This window comes from Leifsonia sp. Y878 (assembly GCF_057669685.1).
The window spans coordinates 286,081-306,794 of sequence record NZ_JBYHFS010000003.1 but is presented as its reverse complement, the minus strand read 5'-3'; the positions used below and the strand labels follow the sequence as shown (position 1 = coordinate 306,794).

General features: G+C 63.5%; 21 protein-coding genes and 1 tRNA gene. 9 read left to right on the top strand and 13 right to left on the bottom strand.

Features of this window, described 5'->3' with window-relative positions:
• Positions 1 to 6: 6 nt before the first annotated feature.
• The 5 genes from AC25Y4_RS12575 to AC25Y4_RS12555 form a co-directional block, all read right to left on the bottom strand.
• A complete protein-coding gene (locus tag AC25Y4_RS12575; protein ID WP_488120758.1) occupies positions 7 to 915 on the bottom strand; it encodes a carbohydrate ABC transporter permease in 909 nt (302 codons plus the stop codon).
• Complete coding sequence (locus AC25Y4_RS12570; RefSeq protein WP_488120757.1) at positions 912 to 1,934, bottom strand: carbohydrate ABC transporter permease; 1,023 nt, start codon at positions 1,932 to 1,934, stop codon at positions 912 to 914. The genes AC25Y4_RS12575 and AC25Y4_RS12570 overlap by 4 nt, the downstream gene beginning before the upstream one ends.
• A 98-nt stretch (positions 1,935 to 2,032) precedes the next feature.
• Positions 2,033 to 3,340: an ABC transporter substrate-binding protein gene (locus tag AC25Y4_RS12565; RefSeq protein WP_488120756.1), complete on the bottom strand. Its 1,308-nt coding sequence runs from the start codon at positions 3,338 to 3,340 to the stop codon at positions 2,033 to 2,035.
• A 356-nt stretch (positions 3,341 to 3,696) separates the two neighbouring features.
• Positions 3,697 to 3,769: transfer RNA gene (locus AC25Y4_RS12560), tRNA-Thr, on the bottom strand.
• A 106-nt stretch (positions 3,770 to 3,875) separates the two neighbouring features.
• A complete protein-coding gene (locus tag AC25Y4_RS12555; protein ID WP_488120755.1) occupies positions 3,876 to 4,796 on the bottom strand; it encodes a DsbA family protein in 921 nt (306 codons plus the stop codon).
• A 305-nt stretch (positions 4,797 to 5,101) separates the two neighbouring features.
• Here AC25Y4_RS12555 and AC25Y4_RS12550 point away from each other — a divergent pair, with 305 nt between their 5' ends.
• Together AC25Y4_RS12550 and AC25Y4_RS12545 are read left to right on the top strand one after the other, a co-directional pair.
• Positions 5,102 to 6,199, top strand: coding sequence for an ABC transporter ATP-binding protein (locus AC25Y4_RS12550; RefSeq protein ID WP_488120754.1), 1,098 nt, complete (start codon positions 5,102 to 5,104; stop codon positions 6,197 to 6,199).
• Positions 6,200 to 6,309: 110 nt separating this feature from the next.
• Complete coding sequence (locus AC25Y4_RS12545; protein WP_488120753.1) at positions 6,310 to 7,620, top strand: DUF4032 domain-containing protein; 1,311 nt, start codon at positions 6,310 to 6,312, stop codon at positions 7,618 to 7,620.
• Positions 7,621 to 7,640: 20 nt separating this feature from the next.
• Here the strand turns inward: AC25Y4_RS12545 and AC25Y4_RS12540 are convergent, their stop codons facing one another.
• The 5 genes from AC25Y4_RS12540 to AC25Y4_RS12520 all read right to left on the bottom strand — a co-directional run bounded on the left by AC25Y4_RS12540 (position 7,641) and on the right by AC25Y4_RS12520 (position 12,757).
• A complete protein-coding gene (locus AC25Y4_RS12540; RefSeq protein WP_488120752.1) occupies positions 7,641 to 8,270 on the bottom strand; it encodes a GNAT family N-acetyltransferase in 630 nt (209 codons plus the stop codon).
• Positions 8,271 to 8,390: 120 nt separating this feature from the next.
• The gene (rlmB, locus tag AC25Y4_RS12535; RefSeq protein ID WP_488120751.1) at positions 8,391 to 9,506 is read right to left on the bottom strand and encodes a 23S rRNA (guanosine(2251)-2'-O)-methyltransferase RlmB; all 1,116 of its coding nucleotides are present in this window, start codon (positions 9,504 to 9,506) and stop codon (positions 8,391 to 8,393) included.
• On the bottom strand, positions 9,506 to 10,921 hold the full coding sequence (cysS, locus tag AC25Y4_RS12530; protein WP_488120750.1) for a cysteine--tRNA ligase: 1,416 nt from the start codon (positions 10,919 to 10,921) through the stop codon (positions 9,506 to 9,508). Before cysS ends, rlmB begins: the two co-directional genes overlap by 1 nt.
• Positions 10,918 to 12,165: a 2-C-methyl-D-erythritol 4-phosphate cytidylyltransferase gene (ispD, locus tag AC25Y4_RS12525; protein ID WP_488120749.1), complete on the bottom strand. Its 1,248-nt coding sequence runs from the start codon at positions 12,163 to 12,165 to the stop codon at positions 10,918 to 10,920. The genes cysS and ispD overlap by 4 nt, the downstream gene beginning before the upstream one ends.
• 109 nt (positions 12,166 to 12,274) lie before the next feature.
• A complete protein-coding gene (locus tag AC25Y4_RS12520; protein WP_488120748.1) occupies positions 12,275 to 12,757 on the bottom strand; it encodes a CarD family transcriptional regulator in 483 nt (160 codons plus the stop codon).
• Between the two features lie 156 nt (positions 12,758 to 12,913).
• Between AC25Y4_RS12520 and AC25Y4_RS12515 the strand changes: the two genes are divergently transcribed.
• Positions 12,914 to 13,408, top strand: coding sequence for a hypothetical protein (locus AC25Y4_RS12515; protein ID WP_488120747.1), 495 nt, complete (start codon positions 12,914 to 12,916; stop codon positions 13,406 to 13,408).
• A 75-nt stretch (positions 13,409 to 13,483) separates the two neighbouring features.
• Here the strand turns inward: AC25Y4_RS12515 and AC25Y4_RS12510 are convergent, their stop codons facing one another.
• Both AC25Y4_RS12510 and AC25Y4_RS12505 read right to left on the bottom strand, forming a co-directional pair.
• Entirely contained in the window at positions 13,484 to 14,164 is a 681-nt protein-coding gene (locus AC25Y4_RS12510) for a response regulator (protein WP_488120746.1), read from the bottom strand.
• Positions 14,161 to 15,315, bottom strand: coding sequence for a sensor histidine kinase (locus tag AC25Y4_RS12505; RefSeq protein WP_488120745.1), 1,155 nt, complete (start codon positions 15,313 to 15,315; stop codon positions 14,161 to 14,163). Before AC25Y4_RS12505 ends, AC25Y4_RS12510 begins: the two co-directional genes overlap by 4 nt.
• A gap of 180 nt (positions 15,316 to 15,495) precedes the next feature.
• On the opposite strand from AC25Y4_RS12505, the gene phoU reads away from it, so the two are divergent.
• The 5 genes from phoU (at position 15,496) to AC25Y4_RS12480 (ending at position 18,750) form a co-directional block, all read left to right on the top strand.
• Positions 15,496 to 16,152: a phosphate signaling complex protein PhoU gene (gene phoU / locus AC25Y4_RS12500; RefSeq protein ID WP_488120744.1), complete on the top strand. Its 657-nt coding sequence runs from the start codon at positions 15,496 to 15,498 to the stop codon at positions 16,150 to 16,152.
• A 285-nt stretch (positions 16,153 to 16,437) separates the two neighbouring features.
• Positions 16,438 to 16,788: a PadR family transcriptional regulator gene (locus AC25Y4_RS12495; protein WP_488120743.1), complete on the top strand. Its 351-nt coding sequence runs from the start codon at positions 16,438 to 16,440 to the stop codon at positions 16,786 to 16,788.
• A gap of 2 nt (positions 16,789 to 16,790) precedes the next feature.
• Positions 16,791 to 17,159 carry a DUF1048 domain-containing protein gene (locus tag AC25Y4_RS12490; RefSeq protein ID WP_488120742.1) on the top strand — a complete coding sequence of 123 codons (369 nt, stop codon included), beginning with the start codon at positions 16,791 to 16,793 and terminating at the stop codon, positions 17,157 to 17,159.
• Positions 17,156 to 17,986, top strand: a complete 831-nt coding sequence (locus tag AC25Y4_RS12485; protein WP_488120741.1) for an ABC transporter ATP-binding protein — start codon at positions 17,156 to 17,158, stop codon at positions 17,984 to 17,986. The genes AC25Y4_RS12490 and AC25Y4_RS12485 overlap by 4 nt, the downstream gene beginning before the upstream one ends.
• Positions 17,986 to 18,750, top strand: coding sequence for an ABC transporter permease (locus tag AC25Y4_RS12480; RefSeq protein WP_488120740.1), 765 nt, complete (start codon positions 17,986 to 17,988; stop codon positions 18,748 to 18,750). The genes AC25Y4_RS12485 and AC25Y4_RS12480 overlap by 1 nt, the downstream gene beginning before the upstream one ends.
• A gap of 97 nt (positions 18,751 to 18,847) precedes the next feature.
• Here the strand turns inward: AC25Y4_RS12480 and AC25Y4_RS12475 are convergent, their stop codons facing one another.
• Positions 18,848 to 19,597: a phosphoglyceromutase gene (locus AC25Y4_RS12475; protein ID WP_488120739.1), complete on the bottom strand. Its 750-nt coding sequence runs from the start codon at positions 19,595 to 19,597 to the stop codon at positions 18,848 to 18,850.
• 32 nt (positions 19,598 to 19,629) lie between these two features.
• On the opposite strand from AC25Y4_RS12475, the gene AC25Y4_RS12470 reads away from it, so the two are divergent.
• Complete coding sequence (locus AC25Y4_RS12470; protein ID WP_488120738.1) at positions 19,630 to 20,454, top strand: class I SAM-dependent methyltransferase; 825 nt, start codon at positions 19,630 to 19,632, stop codon at positions 20,452 to 20,454.
• Positions 20,455 to 20,714 lie beyond the last annotated feature (260 nt).

Here is a 20,714-nt window from a genome sequence, read left to right as displayed (position 1 = left end):
AGTCGATCAGCCCTTGACCGCGCCGGCGGCCAGGCCGGAACGCAAGAACCGCTGCAGGCTGAAGAACAGGATGATCAGCGGAATGACGCCGAGAAGCGCTCCGAGCATCACCGCACCCTTGTCGGGCGAGAAGTAACTGATCATGCCGAACAGTCCGAGTGTGACCGGTTTGAGCGCTGGTGTTGAGACCATCAGCAGTGGCAACAGGAAGTTGTTCCACGTTGCGACGAAGACGAACAGGAAGATGGTCACCATGGCAGGTGCCAGCAGGCGCAGCACGATCGTGAAGAAGATGCGCACCTCACCGGCGCCGTCGATGCGGGCGGCCTCCAGCAGCTCTGTCGGCACAGCATCCTGGGCGTAGACGATGCCGAGGAACACGCCGAACGGCGAGACCGCCGACGGGATGATGATCGCCCATGGCGTGTCGACCAGGCCGAGCGCGTGGAACTCAAGGTACAGCGGCACCGTTAGCAGTGCGACAGGGAGGAGCAGCCCGGCCATGATGATGCCGACAGCGATCGTCTTGCCTGGGAAGACGAATTTTGCGATCGCATACCCGGCCATCACCGCGAACAGGGTGCCGATCACGCCAGCGGAGAGCGAGTAGAAGATCGAGTTGCCGACCCACTGCCAGAACATGCCCTGTGTCCAGGACATGAGGCTGTCGTAGTTCTCGGCCAGGTTCCACTCCGCGAACCAGAACCCGAACGTGGAGGTCAGGTCGCGGTTGTTCTTCGTCGAGGCAATCACCAGCCAGAGCACCGGTGCCAGGAAGTACAGGGTGGCCACGACGAGCACGGCAACACCGACGATTCGAGCCACAGGCCCCGGCAATGCCGACTTCGGCGGCAGATCAGCCGCAGATTCCCTCGCGCGGCGTTTGGCGGATTCAATCATTGTGCTGACGCTCATGCCTTGTCGCCCTTCTTGCGCTGGAGCAGTGCATAGACGGCCGCGAGCACTCCCGCGATAACGGCCATCAACAGCGAGTAGGCCGAAGCAGGGCCAGTGCCAGATGGGGAGACAGCGCCCATCATCGAGTTATAGGTCAGCATCATTGGGGTGTATTCCTTGCCCATCCAGGGGTTAGCGCTCTCCATGATCACCGGCTCGTTGAACAGCTGGATGGTGCCGATGATCGACAACAGCACGGCCAGGAGCGCCGCTCCGCGCACGAGTGGGATCTTGATGCGGGTCGCGATCTGCCACGCCGTCGCACCGTCGAGACGGGCCGCCTCATACAGGTCCCTCGGGATCGTCTGCAGGGCCGCGAGGAAGATGAGCATGTTGTAGCCGGTGTATGTCCAGGTGGTCATGTTCGCCATGGAGAACAGCACGGTTCCCGGTGCCATGAGGTCAGTGCCCGCCGGCAGGTACTGCATGAAGGGCGAGACCTCCGGGGTGTAGAGGTAGAGCCACATCATCGCGGCGATGACGCCGGGGATGGCAAAGGGCAGGAAGAAGGCGAGGCGGAAGCCGCCTGGGCGACGCACGATGAAGGAGTCAAGCAGCAGAGCCAGTCCGAGCGCGGCAATGATCATGACGGGGACCTGGACGATGCCGTACACCAGCACGCGTCCCATCCCAGCCCAGAATGGACCGCTGCCGATGGCGAGCGCGAAGTTGTCGAAACCGACGAAGGTGTCAACGAGCCCTCCGCCACCGTAGAGGCCGTCACCGCTCGGGAGCTGCGCGAACATCGAGGAGTAGATCGAGACACCGATCGGCACGAGGAAGACGATGGCGAACAGCACGGAGAACGGCGCCATGAACATCCAGCCGGTGATGGCCTGCTTCCGAGCGCCCCGCGTGAGCTTCAACGCACGTTGCCCTGTGCTCCCCGTGTTCCCTGGAGGGGTCGACGCGGACGGGCCAACGCCTCCGCCTGGACGCGCCGATGGCCCGGTGCGGCTCTGTGTGGAAAGGGTCATGGGGTGGTGGTCTCCTTCAACTTCAACCTCTGGCCCGGCGGCTCACACGGGATTCCGTGTGAGCCGCCGGCACGGCAGTCAAGCCGTGTCGTTCCTTATTACTTTGCGACGGGAAGACCGAGGTCTTCGAGCGTTGCGACTGCGGTGGTCTGCGCGGTTGTGAAAACGTCAGCGACCTGTGTGGTGCCGTCTCCGACGCCCGCAGCAGTCTCGTTCATCTTGGTCAGCGAGGCGAAGCCCGGTGCGTAAACGAAGTCGGGGTTCAGGTTCGACGATGCCGTGGCAAGCTCAGCGAGCACGTCCTGGCCACCGAACTGACGCAGCAGCTTCTCGCTCGTGGTCGGGGTGCCGTTTGCGGCGACAACCAGACCCTGAGACGCGAGGTCGTCGATCTGGGTGTTGAACCATCCGTTGAACGCCATGGCCTCTGCCGGGTGCTCGCAGCCCTTCATGACCGCGACGCCGGAGCCGCCGTCAGGACCGGTCAGCTCGCCGGCGCCGAAGTCGGGCAGCTGCGCGATGCGCCACTGGCCCTCTGCCGGGGTGCCGTCGAGTGAGTCGAGCATGAAGCCTGCTTCCCATGCAGCGCCAACGTGGCCGATCAGGCTTCCGTTGTTCAATGCCTGGGTGAATGCCTCGCCCCAGCGCTCAGTGACGAGCGCCTGCTTGTTGTTGACCAGGTTCTGCCAGAATGCGGCGACCGTCTGGCTGCCAGCACCCTCAGCGTCAACGGTCCAGCCGTCGTCGGTGGCGCCGAACCAGGAATCGCCGGCCGCTGCGGCCTGCGCCGACAGCCAGGAGAGCGCCTCATCGGGGGTGAATGCGGCAACGTACTTGCCAGACGCGGCTGCCGTAGCTGCGTCGCTGCTCAGTTCGTCGATGGTTGTGGGAACCGGGAGACCCAGCTTCTCGAACTCGGTTGCGTTGTAGTAGTACACGAGGGGGCCGGTGTCCTGAGGAATACCGACGACAGCGTCGCCGACGGTCATCATCGCGTATGCGCCGGCAGAGAAGTCGTCGGCGTACTTACTGGCCTCGTCGGCCACGTCTTCGAGCATTCCCTTGACGAACAGCTGCGGCACCTCTGAGTACCCGACCTGCGCGAGGCAGTCGGCCTTGCCGGCCTTCACGTCGGTCTCGAGCTTCAGGATCATGTCCGTGGCCGCGCCGTCGAACTTCGTCGCCGTCACGTGGATGTCGGGGTTTTCCTCATTCCAGCGGTCCACGATCTCGTTGACCGGCGTCATCCCCTCGCCGTCAGGCAAGCGGTGCAGGTAGCTGATCTCGATGGGGCCACTGTCGCTGCCAGAGCCGCTGTCGCTGCTGCAGGCTGCGAGTCCGAGGACGGAAATCGCCGTGACCGTCGCGATAGCGGCGGAACGTACGACACGAGTGCTGTGTTTCATGTATCGCTCTCCTTTGAGGTGATCGCCGCTCCACTGACGCGGCGCGGAATCATCGTGCGCGCGACGCATTGGAGTGCGCTCCGCCGATGTAGACCATATGAATGTTTGCGTTCACAATACTCCTTTGTCGCATGAAATCAAACAGAAATGCATGATCTGCCATTTCAAATGCGCAACGCGAACACTGCCACTCCATAAGTTCGACAATGGTGTCGCATTGCGCGACAACGAACGCGAACCAACGCGGCGCTCAGCGGGTGCACGGAATTTCACATGAGGGCATTGCCTCTGCTCGCGCTGGATAAAAAAATCGCCCTGCATCCCAGCGCGAGTGCGGTGGAGTCAGGGCGATACAGGGCCGGCCACGGGACTTGAACCCGTAACCCCCACTTTACAAGAGTGGTGCGCTACCAATTGCGCCAGGCCGGCATGAGGCACATAAAAGCGCCTCGACCATCCATCCTAAATGACAGATGGGGGTGGTTGTGTCGCCGCAGCGAGAATTCGTGTTCTCACGGCGGCGACACACCAGTAACTATCCGGCCGCTGCGGGCTCCGGAGTGGGCGTCGGGGTCGAGGTTGAGTACGTCTCACCCGTTGCCTGCTGGACGAACGCCGCGAATTCCTTCGGGTCATCGAGCGAACCGACGTACTGCTTGCCGTTCACGAGCACGGTTGGTGTAGTCGTGATGGCGGCGAGCGTGGAGTTCGGGATGGGGCCAGACAGCGCGCGGCTGGTTGATTCCTGCACCCAGGACTTGAACGTCATGTCGTCAACGCAGGACTCGACGGCCGTGAGCGCTGTACTGACACCCGATTCCTTGATGACGTCCTTGATCTCGTCATCGTTGAGACCGGTCGAACCCTCATTGGGCTGGTTGTCGAACATCGCAGAGTTGAACGCGTAGAAGTCGTTCGGTGTGTAGTTCGCCACGCAGGCTGCGGCGTTCGCGGCCCGCAGCGAGTACTTGGTGCCCGCTGACTTGCTGGTCATGATCGCCAGCGGGTGGATCTCGACAGTTGCAGCTCCCATGTCAACCCACTTCGCGATCTGCTCGCCGTTGGTGCTCTCGAAGTCACCGCAGAGTGGGCAGAGGTAATCAAGATAGATGCGGATGTCTGCCACAGCACCCGTGGAATCCGGCGTTGACGGAATGGGCGTCGCATCCGATTCAAGCGCAACCGTCTCTGTGGCTGACATGCCCTCGCCGATGAGGACGCCGTCGCTGGCCATGTTCTGCGGGCCTGGACCCTCTGGGCTGATGTTCTTCACGAGCACGAGCGAGACGATCGCGACGACCGCGACGGCGGCGACCACAATTCCGCCCTGCAGGAACACGCGACGACGACGGTCCTGCTTCTTCTGCTGCTCGCGGAGTGCCTTTGCCTTCAACCGCGCTGCGTCACGTCGTTGGTTCTTCGAGGCACGGCTGTCGCCTGTTCCGCCAATTGTCATCGATGTTCGCTCCGGGTAGCTCTCTGTCGCACGCAAAATTTTGCATGCAAATGCACTCAAGATAGTAGGACGGCAGTCTGGGAAACGGCCAAACGTTTACTGGGCGCGATGAGCGATCATTCGACAGTGAACGACCGTTGCGTGAATGGTGAACGACCGTTGCGTGAATATGGAGCGTCATCGCATCCGTTAGACATGCAATACTAAGACCGATGATTGGACGGGGTAACCGGTCCCTCATCGGCATAAACCCCATTCACAACGGATCGTCCGGCACGTACCTGCCGGTGAAGGAGAATATCGTCATGGCTTCAGTGACCTTTGATAAGGCAACTCGCCTTTACCCGGGCTCCACCCGCCCGGCCGTCGATCAGCTTGACCTGCAGGTCGCTGACGGCGAATTCCTCGTACTTGTCGGCCCCTCCGGTTGCGGTAAGTCAACGTCGCTCCGCATGCTCGCCGGCCTTGAAGAAGTCAACGATGGCAACATCTTCATCGGTGAGCGCAACGTGACGGATGTTCCCCCGAAGGACCGCGACATCGCCATGGTCTTCCAGAACTACGCGCTGTACCCGCACATGACGGTTGCTGAGAACATGGGCTTCGCGCTCAAGATCGCCGGCATCAACAAGGACGAGCGTGCAGCCCGCGTTCTCGAAGCTGCCAAGCTGCTCGACCTCGAACCGTACCTCGGCCGCAAGCCGAAGGCCCTCTCCGGTGGACAGCGTCAGCGCGTTGCCATGGGTCGCGCCATCGTGCGTAGCCCCCAGGTCTTCCTCATGGACGAGCCGCTGTCGAACCTCGACGCCAAGCTCCGCGTCCAGACCCGCACCCAGATCGCGTCGCTCACGCGCCGCCTCGGTGTCACCACCGTTTACGTCACGCACGACCAGACTGAGGCGCTCACCATGGGTGACCGCATCGCAGTGCTGAAGGACGGCGTCCTGCAGCAGGTCGGCACCCCGCGCGACCTGTACGCAAAGCCGGAGAACGTCTTCGTTGCCGGCTTCATCGGCAGCCCTGCCATGAACCTGTTCCAGGCTGACGTCGTCGACGGCGGCATCCGCTTCGGAACCGCCACCGTTCCCGTGCTGCGCGACACCCTCGCATCCGCATCGGGCAACCAGGTCACGATCGGTGTGCGTCCGGAAGACATCCACGTTGCAACCGCATCGGGCGAAGGCCTCGAAGTTGCTGTCGACCTCGTCGAAGAGCTCGGTGCTGACGGTTACCTCTACGGTCACTCCACCGTTGACGGCAAGCGCACCGACATCGTCGCTCGCGTCGATGGCCGCTCGCACCCGTCGGCCGGCGACACGGTCTTCCTGACCCCGACGCCGAACCACCTGCACGTGTTCGACGCCGAAAGCGGCCTCCGTCTCGGCGGCGCCGTCACCGACTAAGCACCAGCATTACTCGAAGGCCGGATGAAGCGAATGCTTCATCCGGCCTTCGTCGTTAACCGCTGGCCGTGCGGCATTAGCTCACCGGCAGTCCCGCTAGGCTCGATTCCATGAGTGGCTCCCTTAACATCATCTCGGCAACGGTCGATCCTGCCCTGCTTGACCTGCCGTGGCACCTGCCGCTCGACGCCTGGCCCAACCAGAACATCGCGTCTTTGCCGAAGGGAATCTCCCGGCACCTGGTGCGCTTTGCACACCTCAGCGGTCACGTCGTTGCCATCAAGGAAACGACCAGCGAGATGGCCAAGGGCGAGTACGACATGCTGCGCAAGCTGCAGAGCCTTGAGATCCCGTGCGTTGAACCGGTCGCCGTCATCACGAACCGCACGGACGAAGATGGCGAACCGTTGAAGGCCGTGCTCGTCACGCGCCACCTGAAGTTCTCGCTTCCGTACCGCGCGCTCTACTCGCAGACGCTTCGGCCTGACACTGCCACGCGCCTCGTAGACGCACTCGCGGTGCTGCTCGTGCGCGTGCACATGGTCGGCCTGTTCTGGGGCGACGTCTCACTATCGAATACGCTGTTCAGGCGTGACGCCGGTGCGTTCGCCGCCTACCTCGTCGACGCGGAGACCGGCCAGCTCTACACGGGCGGCCTCTCCAATGGCCAGCGGGAGAACGACCTCGAAATCGCCAGGGTGAACATCGCCGGCGAACTGATGGACCTCGAAGCCGGCGGCCGTGTCGCAGACGAGCTCGACCCCATCCGCGTCAGCAACGGCATCGTCGCCGCCTACCGCCTGCTCTGGACGGAACTGACCGGCTCTGAGTCGTTCTCCAGCTCTGAGCGCTGGCGCATCTCAGAGCGCGTCGACCGCCTCAACAACCTCGGCTTCGACATCGAAGAGCTCGCCATCAAAACGGATGACACCGGAACGACCGTTCGCATCCAGCCGAAGGTCGTCGACGCCGGGCACCACCAGCGCCGCCTGCTGCGTCTCACAGGCCTCGACGCCGAAGAGAACCAGGCCAGGCGCCTGCTCAACGACATGGACTCCTACCGCGCCGCGTACGGCGAAGCGGATGCCGATGAGGAGATGGTCGCCCACGAGTGGCTCGTGCGCGTGTTCGAGCCCGTTGTGCGCGCTATCCCCCGCGAGCTCAAGGGCAAGCTCGAGCCGGCAGAGGTCTTCCACCAGCTGCTCGACCACCGCTGGTACATGGCGCAGAACCAGGGACACGACATCCCGCTGGCCGAAGCCGTCACGTCGTACGTGCAGGACGTCCTGCGCCACCGTCGCGATGAGGCGACAGTGATCGACCCGCCGACCGGCTCGATCACCCTGCCGATTCCGACGACGAGCGGGGCAGCGGCGGATGCAGAGGACGATGACGCAGAAGACTGGCGCCTCAACGTCTGATCGACGACGCACTGCGGATATTACGTCATTTGCCGCTTGGGGCCGCGGAACGTTGCGATGGGGGTGACGTCAAGCCAACCAAGGTTGTCGTAGAGATGGCGCCCGTCAGCACTCGCTACAAGCAGGCCCGTCTTCGCGTCCCTGTCTGCAGCCCAGGACGTAAGCCCTGTCATGATGAGACGGCCGAGACCGCGGCGTCTGAAACGCGGTGTCGTCTCTATACGGTCGAAAATGACGTCAGTTCCGCGCACTGCGGCTTGTCCGCTGGCAGCAATTTCACCATCCAACTCGATATGGGCGCGTGCGACCGGCCCGTCTGCCTCGATGCGAATCTTCTCCGGCATTGCAGTGCGCACAACAGTGGACGCCATCATCATTTCCTCGTGCGTCACAGCGTCGAGGATAGACAGCGCTGTGAGGGCATCCGCTCCCGGGGCACCGACGACCGTTAGCCACACGTCTGGGCGGGCTGTCGCTGCCGCAAATTGGCGAACTTCCTCAAGGGAGGGAGAGGCAATGATGTATTCCTGTGAACGGGTCTCGGCAGCCACCTCGACAAGCCAACCGCGTCCGAAACGCTCGCGAGACATCCCACGAGAGTCGCCCCAACCCTCGACCCATCGGTCGACCAAATCACTCGTCAGATCCATGATCCGACCCTAGCCGGTACATGTGACGACACGACGGCGGACGAGATCGTGGCTCAGGCCGTGAAGAATCCAGCCTGGCAAGTGCTCGGCGCATGTTGGCCGAGCACTTGCACACAGCTGTTAGTCCGAGGTGACAGCCGACGCAGCAGACTTGGCTGCCTTCGTGGCGGCCTTCGCCGTCTTCGCTTCCGCGCGGAGGCGCGAGATCTCGTACAGCGTGACGCTGGCCGCGATACCGGCGTTCAGCGATTCGGTGCCGGCGCTGATCGGGATCGACACGATGGCGTCGCAGGTCTCTGCAACGAGGCGGGACAGGCCCTTGCCCTCGCTGCCGACGACGATGACGACGGGACGGTCAGCCAGTGCGAGGCCGGGCAGCGACACGTCGCCGTCGCCGTCGAGGCCGAGCACGAACACACCGCGCTCCTTGAGCGCCTTGAGCGTCGCCGTGAGGTTGGTCGCCATCGCGACGGGCAGGTGTGCAGCAGCGCCGGCAGAGGTCTTCCACGCCGACGCAGTGACACCGACGGAGCGACGCTGCGGCACGATGACGCCGTGGCCACCGAATGCGGCGGTCGAGCGGATGATCGCACCCAGGTTGCGCGGGTCAGTGATGCCGTCGAGCGCGACGAAGAGCGGCTTGTGGCCGCGGCTGATCGTGAGCTCAAGCAGCTCGAGCGCGTTCGCGTACTCGTAGGCAGGAACCTTGAGCGCGAGGCCCTGGTGCACGGAGTCACGGCCGGCGAGGCGGTCGAGCTCAGGACGCATCACCTCGAGGATCGGGATGTTGCGGCTGGTCGCCATCTTGAGGACTTCCTTGACGCGATCATCCATTTCGATGCGCGTGGCAACGTACAACGTTGACGCGGGGATATTGGCGCGCAGCGCCTCAACCACCGAGTTGCGACCGGTGACGACTTCGTGCTCGTCGATCTGCTTGGCACGCCTCGTTGAAGAGCCGCCGCCGCCGGTGTTGCCGGTGCTTGCACCGCGAGGTGCGCTCTTACCGAACTTGCCGGCGTCTGGACGGCTGCTGTTGCGTCCGCCGCCGGCCGCCACGTATCGGTCCTGGGCGAGCTTGCGCTTGCCAGCGGGGTGGTACGGACGGTCTTCGGCCTTGGGGGTTGGCTTCTTGCCTTCGAGTGCCTGTCGGCCCTGGCCGCCAGAACCGACCTGCGGTCCGCGGCTGCCCTTGCGCACGGCCCCGGTGCGCGCCTTACGGTCTGTGTTCTTCATCAGTCAAAACTCCAATGGGCACCCGTCGGGGTGTCTTCGATAGTGATTCCGGCGGCGACGAGTTCGTCCCGGATACGGTCTGCAGCCGCGTAGTCACGGCCTTGTCTGGCGCTCTCGCGGTCGTCGAGCAGTCGCTCAACGAGTGCGGTGAGTGCAACCATGGCTGGTTCATCTGTCGCAACGGCCCACTCAGGTGACAGCGGGTTGATGCCGAGAACCTCGCTCATGGCCAAGACCTGGCTGCGAGCGGATGCCGCAGCGTGCAGGTCTTCGGCGTCGAGTGCGGCGTTGCCGCTCCGCACGGTGTCGTGCAGCACGGCCAGGGCCTGCGGAACGGCCAGGTCGTCGTTCATGGCTGCGGCGAATGCGTCAGGCACGACCTCGACGCCAGAGCCGGCGAACCGGGTGTCTGACAGTCGTCGGTCGGCCCGATCGAGGAAGCTCTCCACCCGTTCAAGGGCGGCTTCTGCCTCGGTGAGGGCTCCGTCATGGAAATCGATCGTCGAGCGATAGTGCGCGGCGCCGAGGTAGTAGCGCACCACGATGGGGCGAGCCTGGTCGAGAAGCTCTGCGGCGAAGATCGAGTTGCCGAGCGATTTCGACATCTTCTGGCCGTTGACGTTCACGAGGCCGTTGTGCACCCAGTAGTTCGCGAAGGCGTCGCCGGCAGCGGCCGACTGGGCGAGTTCGTTCTCGTGGTGCGGGAAGCGCAGGTCGAGTCCGCCACCGTGGATGTCGAACTGGGTGCCCAGGTATCGCGATGCCATGGCCGAGCACTCGATGTGCCAGCCGGGGCGGCCAAGGCCCCACGGCGACGGCCATGCGGCTGAGTCGGGCTCCGTGGCCTTGTGGCCCTTCCACAGCGCGAAGTCGCGAGGATCGCGCTTGCCGCGCGGGTCGGCATCCGTTGCCGCTTCCATGTTGTCGGCCTGCTGGCGGGTGAGCTCGCCGTACTGCGGCCAGCTCTTGGTGTCGAAGTAAACGTCGCCTGAACCGTCGGGGGCCGCATACGCGTGGCCGGCCTCAATGATCCGGGCGATGATGTCCTGCATCTGCTGGATGCTGGCGGTCGCCCGCGGCTCGTACGTTGGAGCGAGCACACCGAGGGTCTGGTAGCCGGCCGTGAACTCGAGTTCATACCGGTAGGCCAGCGCCCACCATTCCTCTGAGCTGCCCTCGGCGTTCACGAGGATCTTGTCGTCGATGTCGGTGACGTTGCGTACGAAGGTGACGTCGTTGCCCTGGTAGCTCAGCCAGCGGCGCAGCTGGTCATAGACCAGGGCGCTCCGCAGATGCCCGATGTGCGGGGACGACTGCACGGTGGGACCACAAACGTAAATACCGACTTTGCCGGGTTGCAGGGGAATGAAGTCACGGAGGGCCTGGGCCTTCGAGTCGTAGAGTCGCATGGTCACGCCCTCCAGTTTAGGTGAGGGGTGCCTGTGAAGACGGGGATGAGTACCGCTGTTGCGATGGCTGCGATGCCCTCTCCCCTGCCGGTGAAACCGAGGGCGTCTGTCGTGGTTGCCGAAACGGAAACCGGAGCGGAGAGGATGCCGCTGAGCAGCGCCACAGCTTCGAGGCGCCTGGGCGCGAGCTTGGGTCGGTTGCCGATGATCTGCACCGAGACGTTGCCCACCCGGAAGCCTGCGTTCTGCACGAGTTTCAGCGTCTCTGCAAGGAAGACGTCACCGTGTGCGCCCGCGAAGCGGGCATCCGCTGTTCCGAAGATGCCACCGATGTCGCCGAGGCCGGCCGCTGCGAGCAGTGCGTCGCAGATGGCGTGGCTGGCGGCGTCGCCGTCGCTGTGGCCGGAGAGGCCGCGCTCCCCCGGCCAGTGCAGGCCGGCAAGCCACAGCGGTGACTCGTCGTCGAAGGCGTGCACGTCGATGCCGGTGCCCACCCGTGGTGCGGCAGCGGGAGGGGTCACGGCGGCGAGCAGCTGCTCTGCGCGATTGAGGTCCCACGGCGTGGTGATCTTGAAGGCGAGCGGGTCGCCGGCGACCACGCTGACCGCGTGACCGGCCTCTGCGACCGTCGCCGCGTCATCCGTCACGTCGGTCATGACGGCGTTGGTCGCAGCGACCAGGATGTCGCGCGGGAATCCTTGCGGGGTCTGCACCGCGGAGAGTTCGCTGCGATCGACGGTGCCGAGAATCGTGCCGTCTGCGTCAACTCGTTTGATCGTGTCGACGACCGCGAGTCCTGGCACGATGCCGTGACCAGTCGTCTCAACCGCACGAACGACGCTGTCGAACAACGCAGCAGGAGTGAGCGAGCGAGCGGCGTCATGCACCAGCACCGTGCGGATGCCTGGGCGAAGTGCGTCCAGCCCTCGCGCAACAGATTCCTGACGGGTCTGGCCGCCGGCCACCACGGTGAGATAAGCGGATGCTGCGCCTGCGGCATCCGCTCCGATGGACGCCGCCACGGTCATCCATTCGGTAGGCGCGACCACGATCACCTGTGCCGCCGTCCGCATACCGAACACGCCTGCGAGCGCGTGGTGCAGCAGCGTCCGACCGGCGAGCATGGCGAACGCCTTGGGTTCGACAGCTCCCAGACGCGTGCCGCTGCCCGCGGCGACGACGATGACAGCAACGTCAGCATTGTCGGCGAGATCGGCAGCGCTGGCGGCGGGATCGGGCGATTCAGTCATGGAAGGAGGCTATCTGGTGAGGGGCGAATGGAGTCGAAGCTGAGCACATGCGAAAGGCGGCACCTGCCGGCGCCGCCTTCTCACGCAATGTGAAAAATCGAAAAGTGAACTACGAGGCAAGAACCTCGTCGAGAACAGTGGATGCCGCATCTTCGTCGGTCTTCTCGGCCAACGCGAGTTCGGAGATGAGAATCTGGCGGGCCTTGGCGAGCATCCGCTTCTCACCGGCTGACAAGCCGCGGTCCTGGTCGCGGCGCCACAGGTCGCGGACGACCTCAGACACCTTGATGACGTCTCCGGAAGCGAGCTTCTCAAGATTCGCCTTGTAGCGGCGGGACCAATTGGTGGGCTCTTCTGTGAAGGGAGCCCGCAGCACCTCGAAGACCTTGTCGAGGCCTTCTTGGCCGATAACGTCACGCACGCCGACGAGGTCGACATTTTCGGCGGGGACTTCGATAACGAGATCGCCCTGAGTGACGTTGAGCTTCAGGTAAACTTTTTCTACACCCTTGATGGTTCGCGTCTTCACCTCGGTGATAGTCGCGGCTCCGTGGTGGGGATATACAACGGTTTCGCCAACCTCAAAAAGCATGAACGAATATCCTTTCGGCGACTTCTAGGATACCACAGCAGGTAATGGTAGGGTTCGCCGCGCCGAAATGCCTCCTCGCTGCCGATAGGCTAAACTCAAAGCGAAAATCTGCAGCGCCATGCCACATCCGGCGGGTGCTGAATTGTTGGAGGTCTTGTGAGGGCGCGTATCGCAACGTCAGTCGTACTGGCGGCTGGAATCTTGCTGGGGACGAGCGCGTGCAATCTGCTTGCGCCCCAGGCAACGACGATTCACTACGACCCGAGCGATGGTGTGAGCGCGAACGTTGGAGACATCGCCGTGCGGAACGCACTGCTCATCTCGAACGGCGAGGGCGACGCAACTCTCTCGGCCACCGTCGTGAACAAGGGCGACTCAGCCCACAGCCTTGAAGTTCAGTACGAGGCCGGTGGCGCCAAGGTGAGCACCGACGTCACCATCAACCCGCGCAGCACCGTCGTGCTTGGTGGAGCGGACGGCCCGGCCGTCACTGTCTCTGCAGTGGACGCCGTACCGGGAAGCCTGTTCCCCGTCTTCGTGCAGTACGGCAGCGAGACCGGCGTTGAAATGCTGGTTCCCGTGCTTGACGGCACGCTCGATGCATACTCGACGTTGGTACCGACGCCGGCTCCCACCCCTGTGGTGCCGTAGTTTCGTAACTGTTTACAGGAAAGGCCCCACGGTATCCGTGGGGCCTTTCTTGTTGCCTGGCGGCTTGGCGGCTTGTTACGCCTCGAAGCGATAGCCGAGGCCGCGCACGGTGACGAGCATCGTCGGTTCAGACGGGGTGGCCTCAATGCGTGAGCGGATCCGCTTGATGTGCACGTCGAGGGTCTTGGTGTCACCGAAGTAGTCGGAGCCCCACACCCTGTCGATGAGCTGGCCGCGCGTGAGCACGCGTCCGGCGTTTCGCAGCAACAGCTCAAGCAGCTCGAATTCCTTCAGTGGCATAGCCACTTCAGCGCCGGAGACGGCCACCGTGTGGCGTTCGAGATCCATGCGCACTGTACCGGCGACCAGCACGGAGTCGTCTTCCTCCACGTGGTCGTTCCGGCGACGGAGCGCTGCACGAATGCGCGCCAGCAACTCGCGCGTTGAGTACGGCTTGGTGACGTAGTCATCCGCTCCGAGTTCCAGCCCAACGACGATGTCAACTTCTGAGTCCTTGGCCGTGAGCATGATGATCGGCACCCAGGAACGCGTGCGGATCTCGCGGCACACCTCTGTTCCTGGGAGCCCTGGGAGCATCAGGTCGAGCAGGATGAGGTCGGCGCCCGTTCGCTCGAACTCCGTGATGGCGCTCGGCCCGTCCTCGGCGATCGTCACCTCGTAGCCTTCACGTTCGAGCAGGAAGGCCAGTGGTTCGCTGAGCGAACTCTCGTCTTCGACCAGAAGGATATGGGTCACTGTTGTTCTCCTGCCGTAGCCTGGATTGGCGTTGTTGCTTCGGGAAGCCTGATGGTGAAAGTCGAGCCGCGACCCTCCTGCGACCACACTCGAACGTCGCCGCCGTGGTTCTGTACGACGTGCTTGACGATCGACAGGCCGAGGCCCGTGCCGCCTGTGTGGCGAGAGCGAGCCTGGTCGACTCGGAAGAATCGCTCGAATACCCGGTCGATGTCGGCCTCGGGGATACCGACCCCCTGATCGGTGACGGCGATCTCGACGACGCCTTCATGGCGGCGCACACCGATACCGACGCGGGAGCCGGCCCCTGAGTAGTGCACGGCGTTCGCAACGAGATTCTGCACGGCCATGACGAGCAACTTCTCGTCGCCGTTCACCTCCGCGTGCGACTTGCGACCGAGAGCGAGGGTGATGTCGTTGGCCGCTGCGACGATTTGGTTCTGATCGACGGCCTGCGCGACGACCTTGTCGACACTGACCAGTTCGGGGTGCTCGAGGGCATCCTGGGATTGCAGCCGCGACAGCTCGATGATCTCCTGGGTGAGGCGGGCGAGGCGGCCGGACTCCGTTGTGAGCCGGTTGGCGAACCTGCGGACCTGGTGCGGCTCATCCGCTGCCTGGTCAAGCGCCTCAGCGAGCAGTCCAACGGATGCGATGGGTGTCTTCAACTCGTGGCTGATGTTCGCCACGAAGTCGCGGCGCACCTCGTCGAGCCTGATCGCTTCTGTGCGGTCTTCGGCGAGCAGCAGCACGTAACGGGTGCCGAGCCTGGCCAGCCGCACCCCGAAGTGCATGCTGGCGTCACCGAACGGGCCGCGCGTGAGCACCAGTTCTTCTGAGATGGGTTCGCCGGTCTTTCGCACGATACTCGCGAGCTTGGTGAGTTCTGGGTGCACGAGGTGCTGGTTCCAGACCAGGCCGAGCGAGAGCGCCCCAGGCGAAGCTTTGACGACGTTGTTGGAGGGGTCGAGAACGATTCCGGCCGACTCCAGCGCATCGAGCACCTGGTCAATGCCGTCGGGGACTGCGGGGTTCACGACTTCAGCCGCCATCTGCCCCTGACGCGCAGCAAAGCTCAGCAGAGTAACGAAGCCCGCACCGACCATGAGCCCGAGTGCCAGCGACAGAAGCACCAGCCAGGTCGATTCCATTTTCCAAGCGTACCGAGCATCACGGGCAGTCTTCGCCCGATCGCCCCGCGAGGCACGCTACTTTAGTAAGTGTTCAGGCCTTCGGCACCTGTTGTTCATCTGCCGTCGGCATCATGAGCCATAAGGCCGTGTCGGTCTTGCGGGCCACTGTGCCCACGCCCCAGGAAGGACCACCCCCGCATGCGTGAAGTATTTCAGCAGGAGCTCGCCGAGGTACAGGAACGCCTCGTTGAGATCTCCGGCCTGGTCGCCGTGTCCATTGAGAAGGCAACGCGCGCGTTCAACGAATCTGACGTCGGTCTGGCCGAAGAGGTCATTGCAGACGACGACAAGATCGACGACCTCACGGTTGAGCTCGATGAGCTCGCCATCACCATCCTTGCCCGCCAGCAGCCGGTCGCACGCGACCTGCGCATCGTGGTGAGCGCGCTGCGCATCAGCGCCTCCCTTGAGCGGATGGGCGATATGTCGACCCACATCGCCCAGTTGGCGCGTTACCGGTTCCCAGACAAGGTGATCCCGAAGAGCTTGCGCCCCACGTTCAGGAAGATGGGCGCCCTCGATGTCGAGATCGCAACCATGCTCACCGAGCTGCTCACGTCTGAAGATGTGAAGCTCGCCGAGACCATCCGCAACGAAGACGACAAGGTCGACGCCCTGCACCTCAGCGTGTTCGACGCCGTGCTGGGCGAAACCTGGAAGGGCCAGGCCGCCGACACCGTCGACGCCACCCTCGCCAGCCGCTACCACGAGCGCTTCGCCGACCACGCGGTGTCCATCGCAAAGAAGGTGCAGTACCTCGCAACGGGTGACTGGCACCAGGACAGCGCCGACTAGCCACTCCCCTCCCCCTCGGCTCCGCTCGGTTCCGCTCGGGGGTTCTCATCCGCTACGCGAAAGCGCAGTTCTTGTCGTTATGACTTCGGTCAACCGACACGAACTGCGCTTTCGCGTTTTTGCGTTGTGCGTTTGGCAGGGCGTGCGGAAATTGCATTCACATTTTTTTCGTTCACCCCTTGCGCGATCGCCACTACTCGGTGAAACTAGCTACCAGTAGTCAGTATCACTGAATAGCAGCGTCACTGAATAGCAGCATCACTGAGTAGTGGAAGGGAGGGTTTCATGGGCAAGCAAGCGACCGAAATGCTCAAGGGCACCCTCGAGGGAATCGTCCTCGCAATCCTCGCCGTGCGACCTGCATACGGCTATGAGATCACGGCACGGCTGCGCGACGAGGGCTTCTCCGACATCGTCGAGGGCACCATCTATGCGCTGCTGGTCAGGATCGAGCAGCGCGGCCTCGTTGACGTGGAGAAAGTCCCGTCTGAGAAGGGGCCGCCGCGCAAGGTCTATTCGCTGAACGCGCAGGGCGGCGAGTACCTCGAAGAGTTTTGGAGGACCTGGAGCTTCCTCGCAGAACGCATCGAACAGCTCCATCACCACATCGAACGTACGAACGAAGAAGGAGAGTAACCATGGCTGCGAAATGGATCGAGGCCGTCACCGGCTCGCTCGAGCAGAAAAAGCAGTACAAGCAGGCCAAGGCACGAATGGATGATCTGCCGGCACCGTACGCCGCCGCGGCGAACGCTGTGCATCGCTACCTCTTGTACTCGGGCGATGTGACCGACGGCGACACCATGGTGACGATGATCGGCGACCTTGCCGACCTGTGGGAGCGGGCCGCGACCGACGGCACCCCGGTGCGAGCGATCGTCGGCGACGACCCGGTCGAGTTCGCCGAGGCATTCGCACTGGCCTACAGCGGCAAGCGGTGGATCGACAAGGAACGCGCTCGCCTCAATAAGGCAATCGACGACGCAGAACGCGAGGAACAGTTATGACCATCAACCAGGCCCTCGAACCGGCGATCCGGGTGCAGGGCATTGAGAAGTCGTTCAAGGACATACATGTATTGCGGGGCGTCAACCTCGACGTGGCGGCGGGAAGTATTCTCGCGCTGCTCGGTTCGAACGGCGCCGGCAAGACAACGCTCGTGCGAATCCTGTCAACACTGCTGAAGCCCGATGCGGGCACAGCAACTGTCCATGGCTTCGACACCACCGTGAATCCCGGTGACGTGCGCGAGTCGATCAGCCTGACCGGCCAGTTCGCTGCGGTCGATGACGTGCTCACCGGTCGTGAGAATCTCGTGCTGATCGCCAAGCTGCGTCATCTGAAGAACCCGGGTGGGATCGCCGACGACCTGCTGGCCCGCTTCACGCTCACCGAAGCAGGCAGCCGCAAGGCTGCGACGTACTCGGGCGGCATGCGACGGAGGCTCGACATCGCGATGAGCCTGATCGGTAATCCGCCGATCATCTTCCTCGACGAACCGACGACAGGCCTCGACCCCCAGGCGCGCATCGAGGTGTGGCAGACCATCAAACAACTCGCCGTCCAGGGCACCACGGTGCTTCTCACGACGCAGTACCTCGACGAGGCCGAGCAGCTGGCCGACCGTATCGCGATCCTGCACAAGGGCACGATCATCGAGAACGGCACCCTCGCCGAACTCAAGCAGCTTCTCCCGGCCGCGACTGTCGAATACGTCGAGAAGCAGCCATCCCTTGAGGAGGTCTTCCTCGCCCTCGTTGGTGACACCGGCGAGACAGACGAGACCGCCGACGAACGTGCCGGCGACACGGTCCCCGCACGAAAGGAATCCTGATGACCACCCACGTCCTCGGCGATACCGGCACTCTTACCGGCCGATCGCTGCGTCACATCCTCCGCAGTCCAGACACCATCATCACCACCGCGGTCACCCCGATCGCCCTGATGCTGCTATTCGTGTACGTGCTCGGCGGCGCGATCAACACGGGATCCGACGAGTCGTACATCAACTACATGCTCCCCGGCATCCTGCTCATCACGATTGCGTCGGGGGTCGCGTACACCGCGTACCGACTGTTCCTCGACATGCAGGGCGGTATCTTCGAACGCTTCCAATCCATGCCGATCGCCCGGTCGAGCGTGCTCTGGGCGCACGTTCTCACCTCCCTGGTTGCGAACCTGGTCTCGGTCGCAGTCGTCATCGGCGTCGCGTTCGTGATGGGGTTCCGCACCGGTGCCTCCGTGGGCGCCTGGCTCGCCGTCGCCGGCATCCTGATTCTGTTCACCCTCGCGCTGACCTGGCTCGCCGTGATCGCCGGACTTTCGGCGAAAACCGTTGACGGTGCGAGCGCGTTCAGCTACCCGCTGATCTTCCTGCCGTTCATCAGCTCGGCGTTCGTGCCCACTGATTCGATGCCAGGGCCGGTCGCATGGTTCGCCGAGAACCAGCCCGTGACTTCGATCGTGAACACCATCAGAGCGCTGTTCGCCGAGCAACCCGTCGGCAGCGACATCTGGATCGCCCTTGCCTGGCTCATTGGCATCCTCATCGTCGCCTACGCCTGGGCTATCTCCATCTACCGGCGCAAGGTTCGCTGAGGTCGAGCGCCGCTCAGGCCAGGCGCACTGTCACCAAACAACTCCGCCCACCTCCCCATGAAGGGAGGCGGGCGGAGTCTTTACGGGCTAGGTCGTTCTACTTCTTGCCCTGTGCCGCGACGGCTGCGGCGCCTGCAGCGGCAGCCTCAGGGTCGAGGTATTCGCCGGGGCCGAGCGGCATGAGGTCTTCGCCCAGCTTGTAGACGAGCGGGATGCCGGTCGGGATGTTGAGCTCAGCGATGTCGTCGTCCGAGATGTTGTCGAGGTGCTTGACGAGGGCGCGCAGCGAGTTGCCGTGTGCGGTGACAAGTACCGTCTTGCCGTCGCGCAGGTCGCTGGAGATGTCGGATTCCCAGTAGGGCAGCATCCGCTCGATGACGTCCTTCAGGCATTCGGTGCGAGGAACGGCGTCGCCGAGTGCGGCGTAACGCGGGTCGCCGACCTGCGACCACTTGGCATCCGCTTCGAGCTCGGGCGGCGGCACGTCAAAGCTGCGACGCCACAGCTGGAACTGCTCTGGACCGTACTTCTCGAGGGTCTCTGCCTTGTCGAGGCCCTGCAGCGCACCGTAGTGACGCTCGTTGAGGCGCCAGGAGCGCTTGACGTCGATCCAGGCGCGGTCGGCCTGCTCAAGAGCGAGATTCGCCGTCGAGATGGCGCGGGTCAGTACAGAAGTGTGCACGATATCGGGCAGGATCTGCGCTTCGGCGAGCAATTCGCCGGCACGCCTGGCCTCGGTGATGCCCTGTTCGCTGAGCCTTACATCCACCCAACCGGTGAAGAGGTTCTGCTGGTTCCACAGGCTGTTTCCGTGACGAAGAAGAATGAGAGTGTATGGGGCAGACATGTCATCCACTCTAGCGAGTGGACAATAGAGGTATGCCTGTTGGAACCATTACGCGCGGCACAACGAACACGAATCGCTTGCGTCGCGTCGATCGATGGGTTGGTCACCTCCCCGTCCTCCGTCACACCGATGATCCCCTTGTTGTCGACCTCGGCTATGGCGCGAGCGCCGTGACCAGCCTCGAATTACACCACCGCCTGGCGAAGAAGCGAGCGGATGTCGCCGTGCTCGGTCTCGAGATCGACCCAGCTCGGGTGAAGGGCGCGAACGACCAGCTCGCCGAGGTGCGTGCAGGCACGACCGGATTCGCTCCTGATGCGCGTGTCTCGTTCGCCGTCGGCGGTTTCGAAGTGCCGCTCGCCAAGGGACGAAAGCCCGCGGTCATCAGGGCCCTCAACGTGCTCAGGCAGTATGACGAGTCAGAGGTGGTGCCGGCTTGGCGGATGCTGGCACCGCGGTTGCAGCATCACGGCGTGCTGATTGACGGCACCTGCGACGAGATCGGGCGTATCGCTGCCTGGGTGGATGTCACACGCCACGGTCCGGTGCGCTTCTCCATCTCGCTGCGGCTCGCCGACCTCGAACGCCCGTCGATCGTGGCAGAGCGGCTGCCGAAGATTCTGATTCACCGGAACGTGCCAGGGGAACGGATTCACCAGCTACTGGTCGACCTTGACCGGCACTGGCAGCACCAGTCGCCGCTCGCCGCCTATGGACCAAAGCAGCGCTGGGTGGCGACCGTGATGGCCCTCAAGGCGCAGGGCTGGCCTGTACAGGGGACGCCGCATCGTTGGAAGCTCGGTGAACTGACGGTGCCGTGGGCATCCGTTGAGCCGCAGGGATTCGCCTGGAAGTAGCGTGCTCGACGGCCGAACGGCCGTGGTGTGCGGCGGTGTGGACTGCGGCGGCGGGGGTCGTGCCGTGCGCCGTTGTGAGGCCTGCGGTAACTGATGCCCGAGGCGGGGTGTGCAGTGGTGCCGGCGGTGAACGATACATGGGCACAACAGTACGACTTAAATGAGGAAACCTCTAGCTTTATTCGAACATTTAATCTAGAATTGGGGTATGGATCCAGCGCTGGAACACCCCGAACGGCCGGTGAACACTCCCGCCACTT

Coding starts and splice junctions, on each gene's coding strand:
- AC25Y4_RS12575 (WP_488120758.1), bottom strand. CDS start 915: ATGAGCGTCAGCACAATGATTGAATCCGCCAAACGCCGCGCGAGGGAA.
- AC25Y4_RS12570 (WP_488120757.1), bottom strand. CDS start 1,934: ATGACCCTTTCCACACAGAGCCGCACCGGGCCATCGGCGCGTCCAGGC.
- AC25Y4_RS12565 (WP_488120756.1), bottom strand. CDS start 3,340: ATGAAACACAGCACTCGTGTCGTACGTTCCGCCGCTATCGCGACGGTC.
- AC25Y4_RS12555 (WP_488120755.1), bottom strand. CDS start 4,796: ATGACAATTGGCGGAACAGGCGACAGCCGTGCCTCGAAGAACCAACGA.
- AC25Y4_RS12550 (WP_488120754.1), top strand. CDS start 5,102: ATGGCTTCAGTGACCTTTGATAAGGCAACTCGCCTTTACCCGGGCTCC.
- AC25Y4_RS12545 (WP_488120753.1), top strand. CDS start 6,310: ATGAGTGGCTCCCTTAACATCATCTCGGCAACGGTCGATCCTGCCCTG.
- AC25Y4_RS12540 (WP_488120752.1), bottom strand. CDS start 8,270: ATGGATCTGACGAGTGATTTGGTCGACCGATGGGTCGAGGGTTGGGGC.
- rlmB (WP_488120751.1), bottom strand. CDS start 9,506: ATGAAGAACACAGACCGTAAGGCGCGCACCGGGGCCGTGCGCAAGGGC.
- ispD (WP_488120749.1), bottom strand. CDS start 12,165: ATGACTGAATCGCCCGATCCCGCCGCCAGCGCTGCCGATCTCGCCGAC.
- AC25Y4_RS12520 (WP_488120748.1), bottom strand. CDS start 12,757: ATGCTTTTTGAGGTTGGCGAAACCGTTGTATATCCCCACCACGGAGCC.
- AC25Y4_RS12505 (WP_488120745.1), bottom strand. CDS start 15,315: ATGGAATCGACCTGGCTGGTGCTTCTGTCGCTGGCACTCGGGCTCATG.
- phoU (WP_488120744.1), top strand. CDS start 15,496: ATGCGTGAAGTATTTCAGCAGGAGCTCGCCGAGGTACAGGAACGCCTC.
- AC25Y4_RS12495 (WP_488120743.1), top strand. CDS start 16,438: ATGGGCAAGCAAGCGACCGAAATGCTCAAGGGCACCCTCGAGGGAATC.
- AC25Y4_RS12490 (WP_488120742.1), top strand. CDS start 16,791: ATGGCTGCGAAATGGATCGAGGCCGTCACCGGCTCGCTCGAGCAGAAA.
- AC25Y4_RS12485 (WP_488120741.1), top strand. CDS start 17,156: ATGACCATCAACCAGGCCCTCGAACCGGCGATCCGGGTGCAGGGCATT.
- AC25Y4_RS12480 (WP_488120740.1), top strand. CDS start 17,986: ATGACCACCCACGTCCTCGGCGATACCGGCACTCTTACCGGCCGATCG.
- AC25Y4_RS12475 (WP_488120739.1), bottom strand. CDS start 19,597: ATGTCTGCCCCATACACTCTCATTCTTCTTCGTCACGGAAACAGCCTG.
- AC25Y4_RS12470 (WP_488120738.1), top strand. CDS start 19,630: ATGCCTGTTGGAACCATTACGCGCGGCACAACGAACACGAATCGCTTG.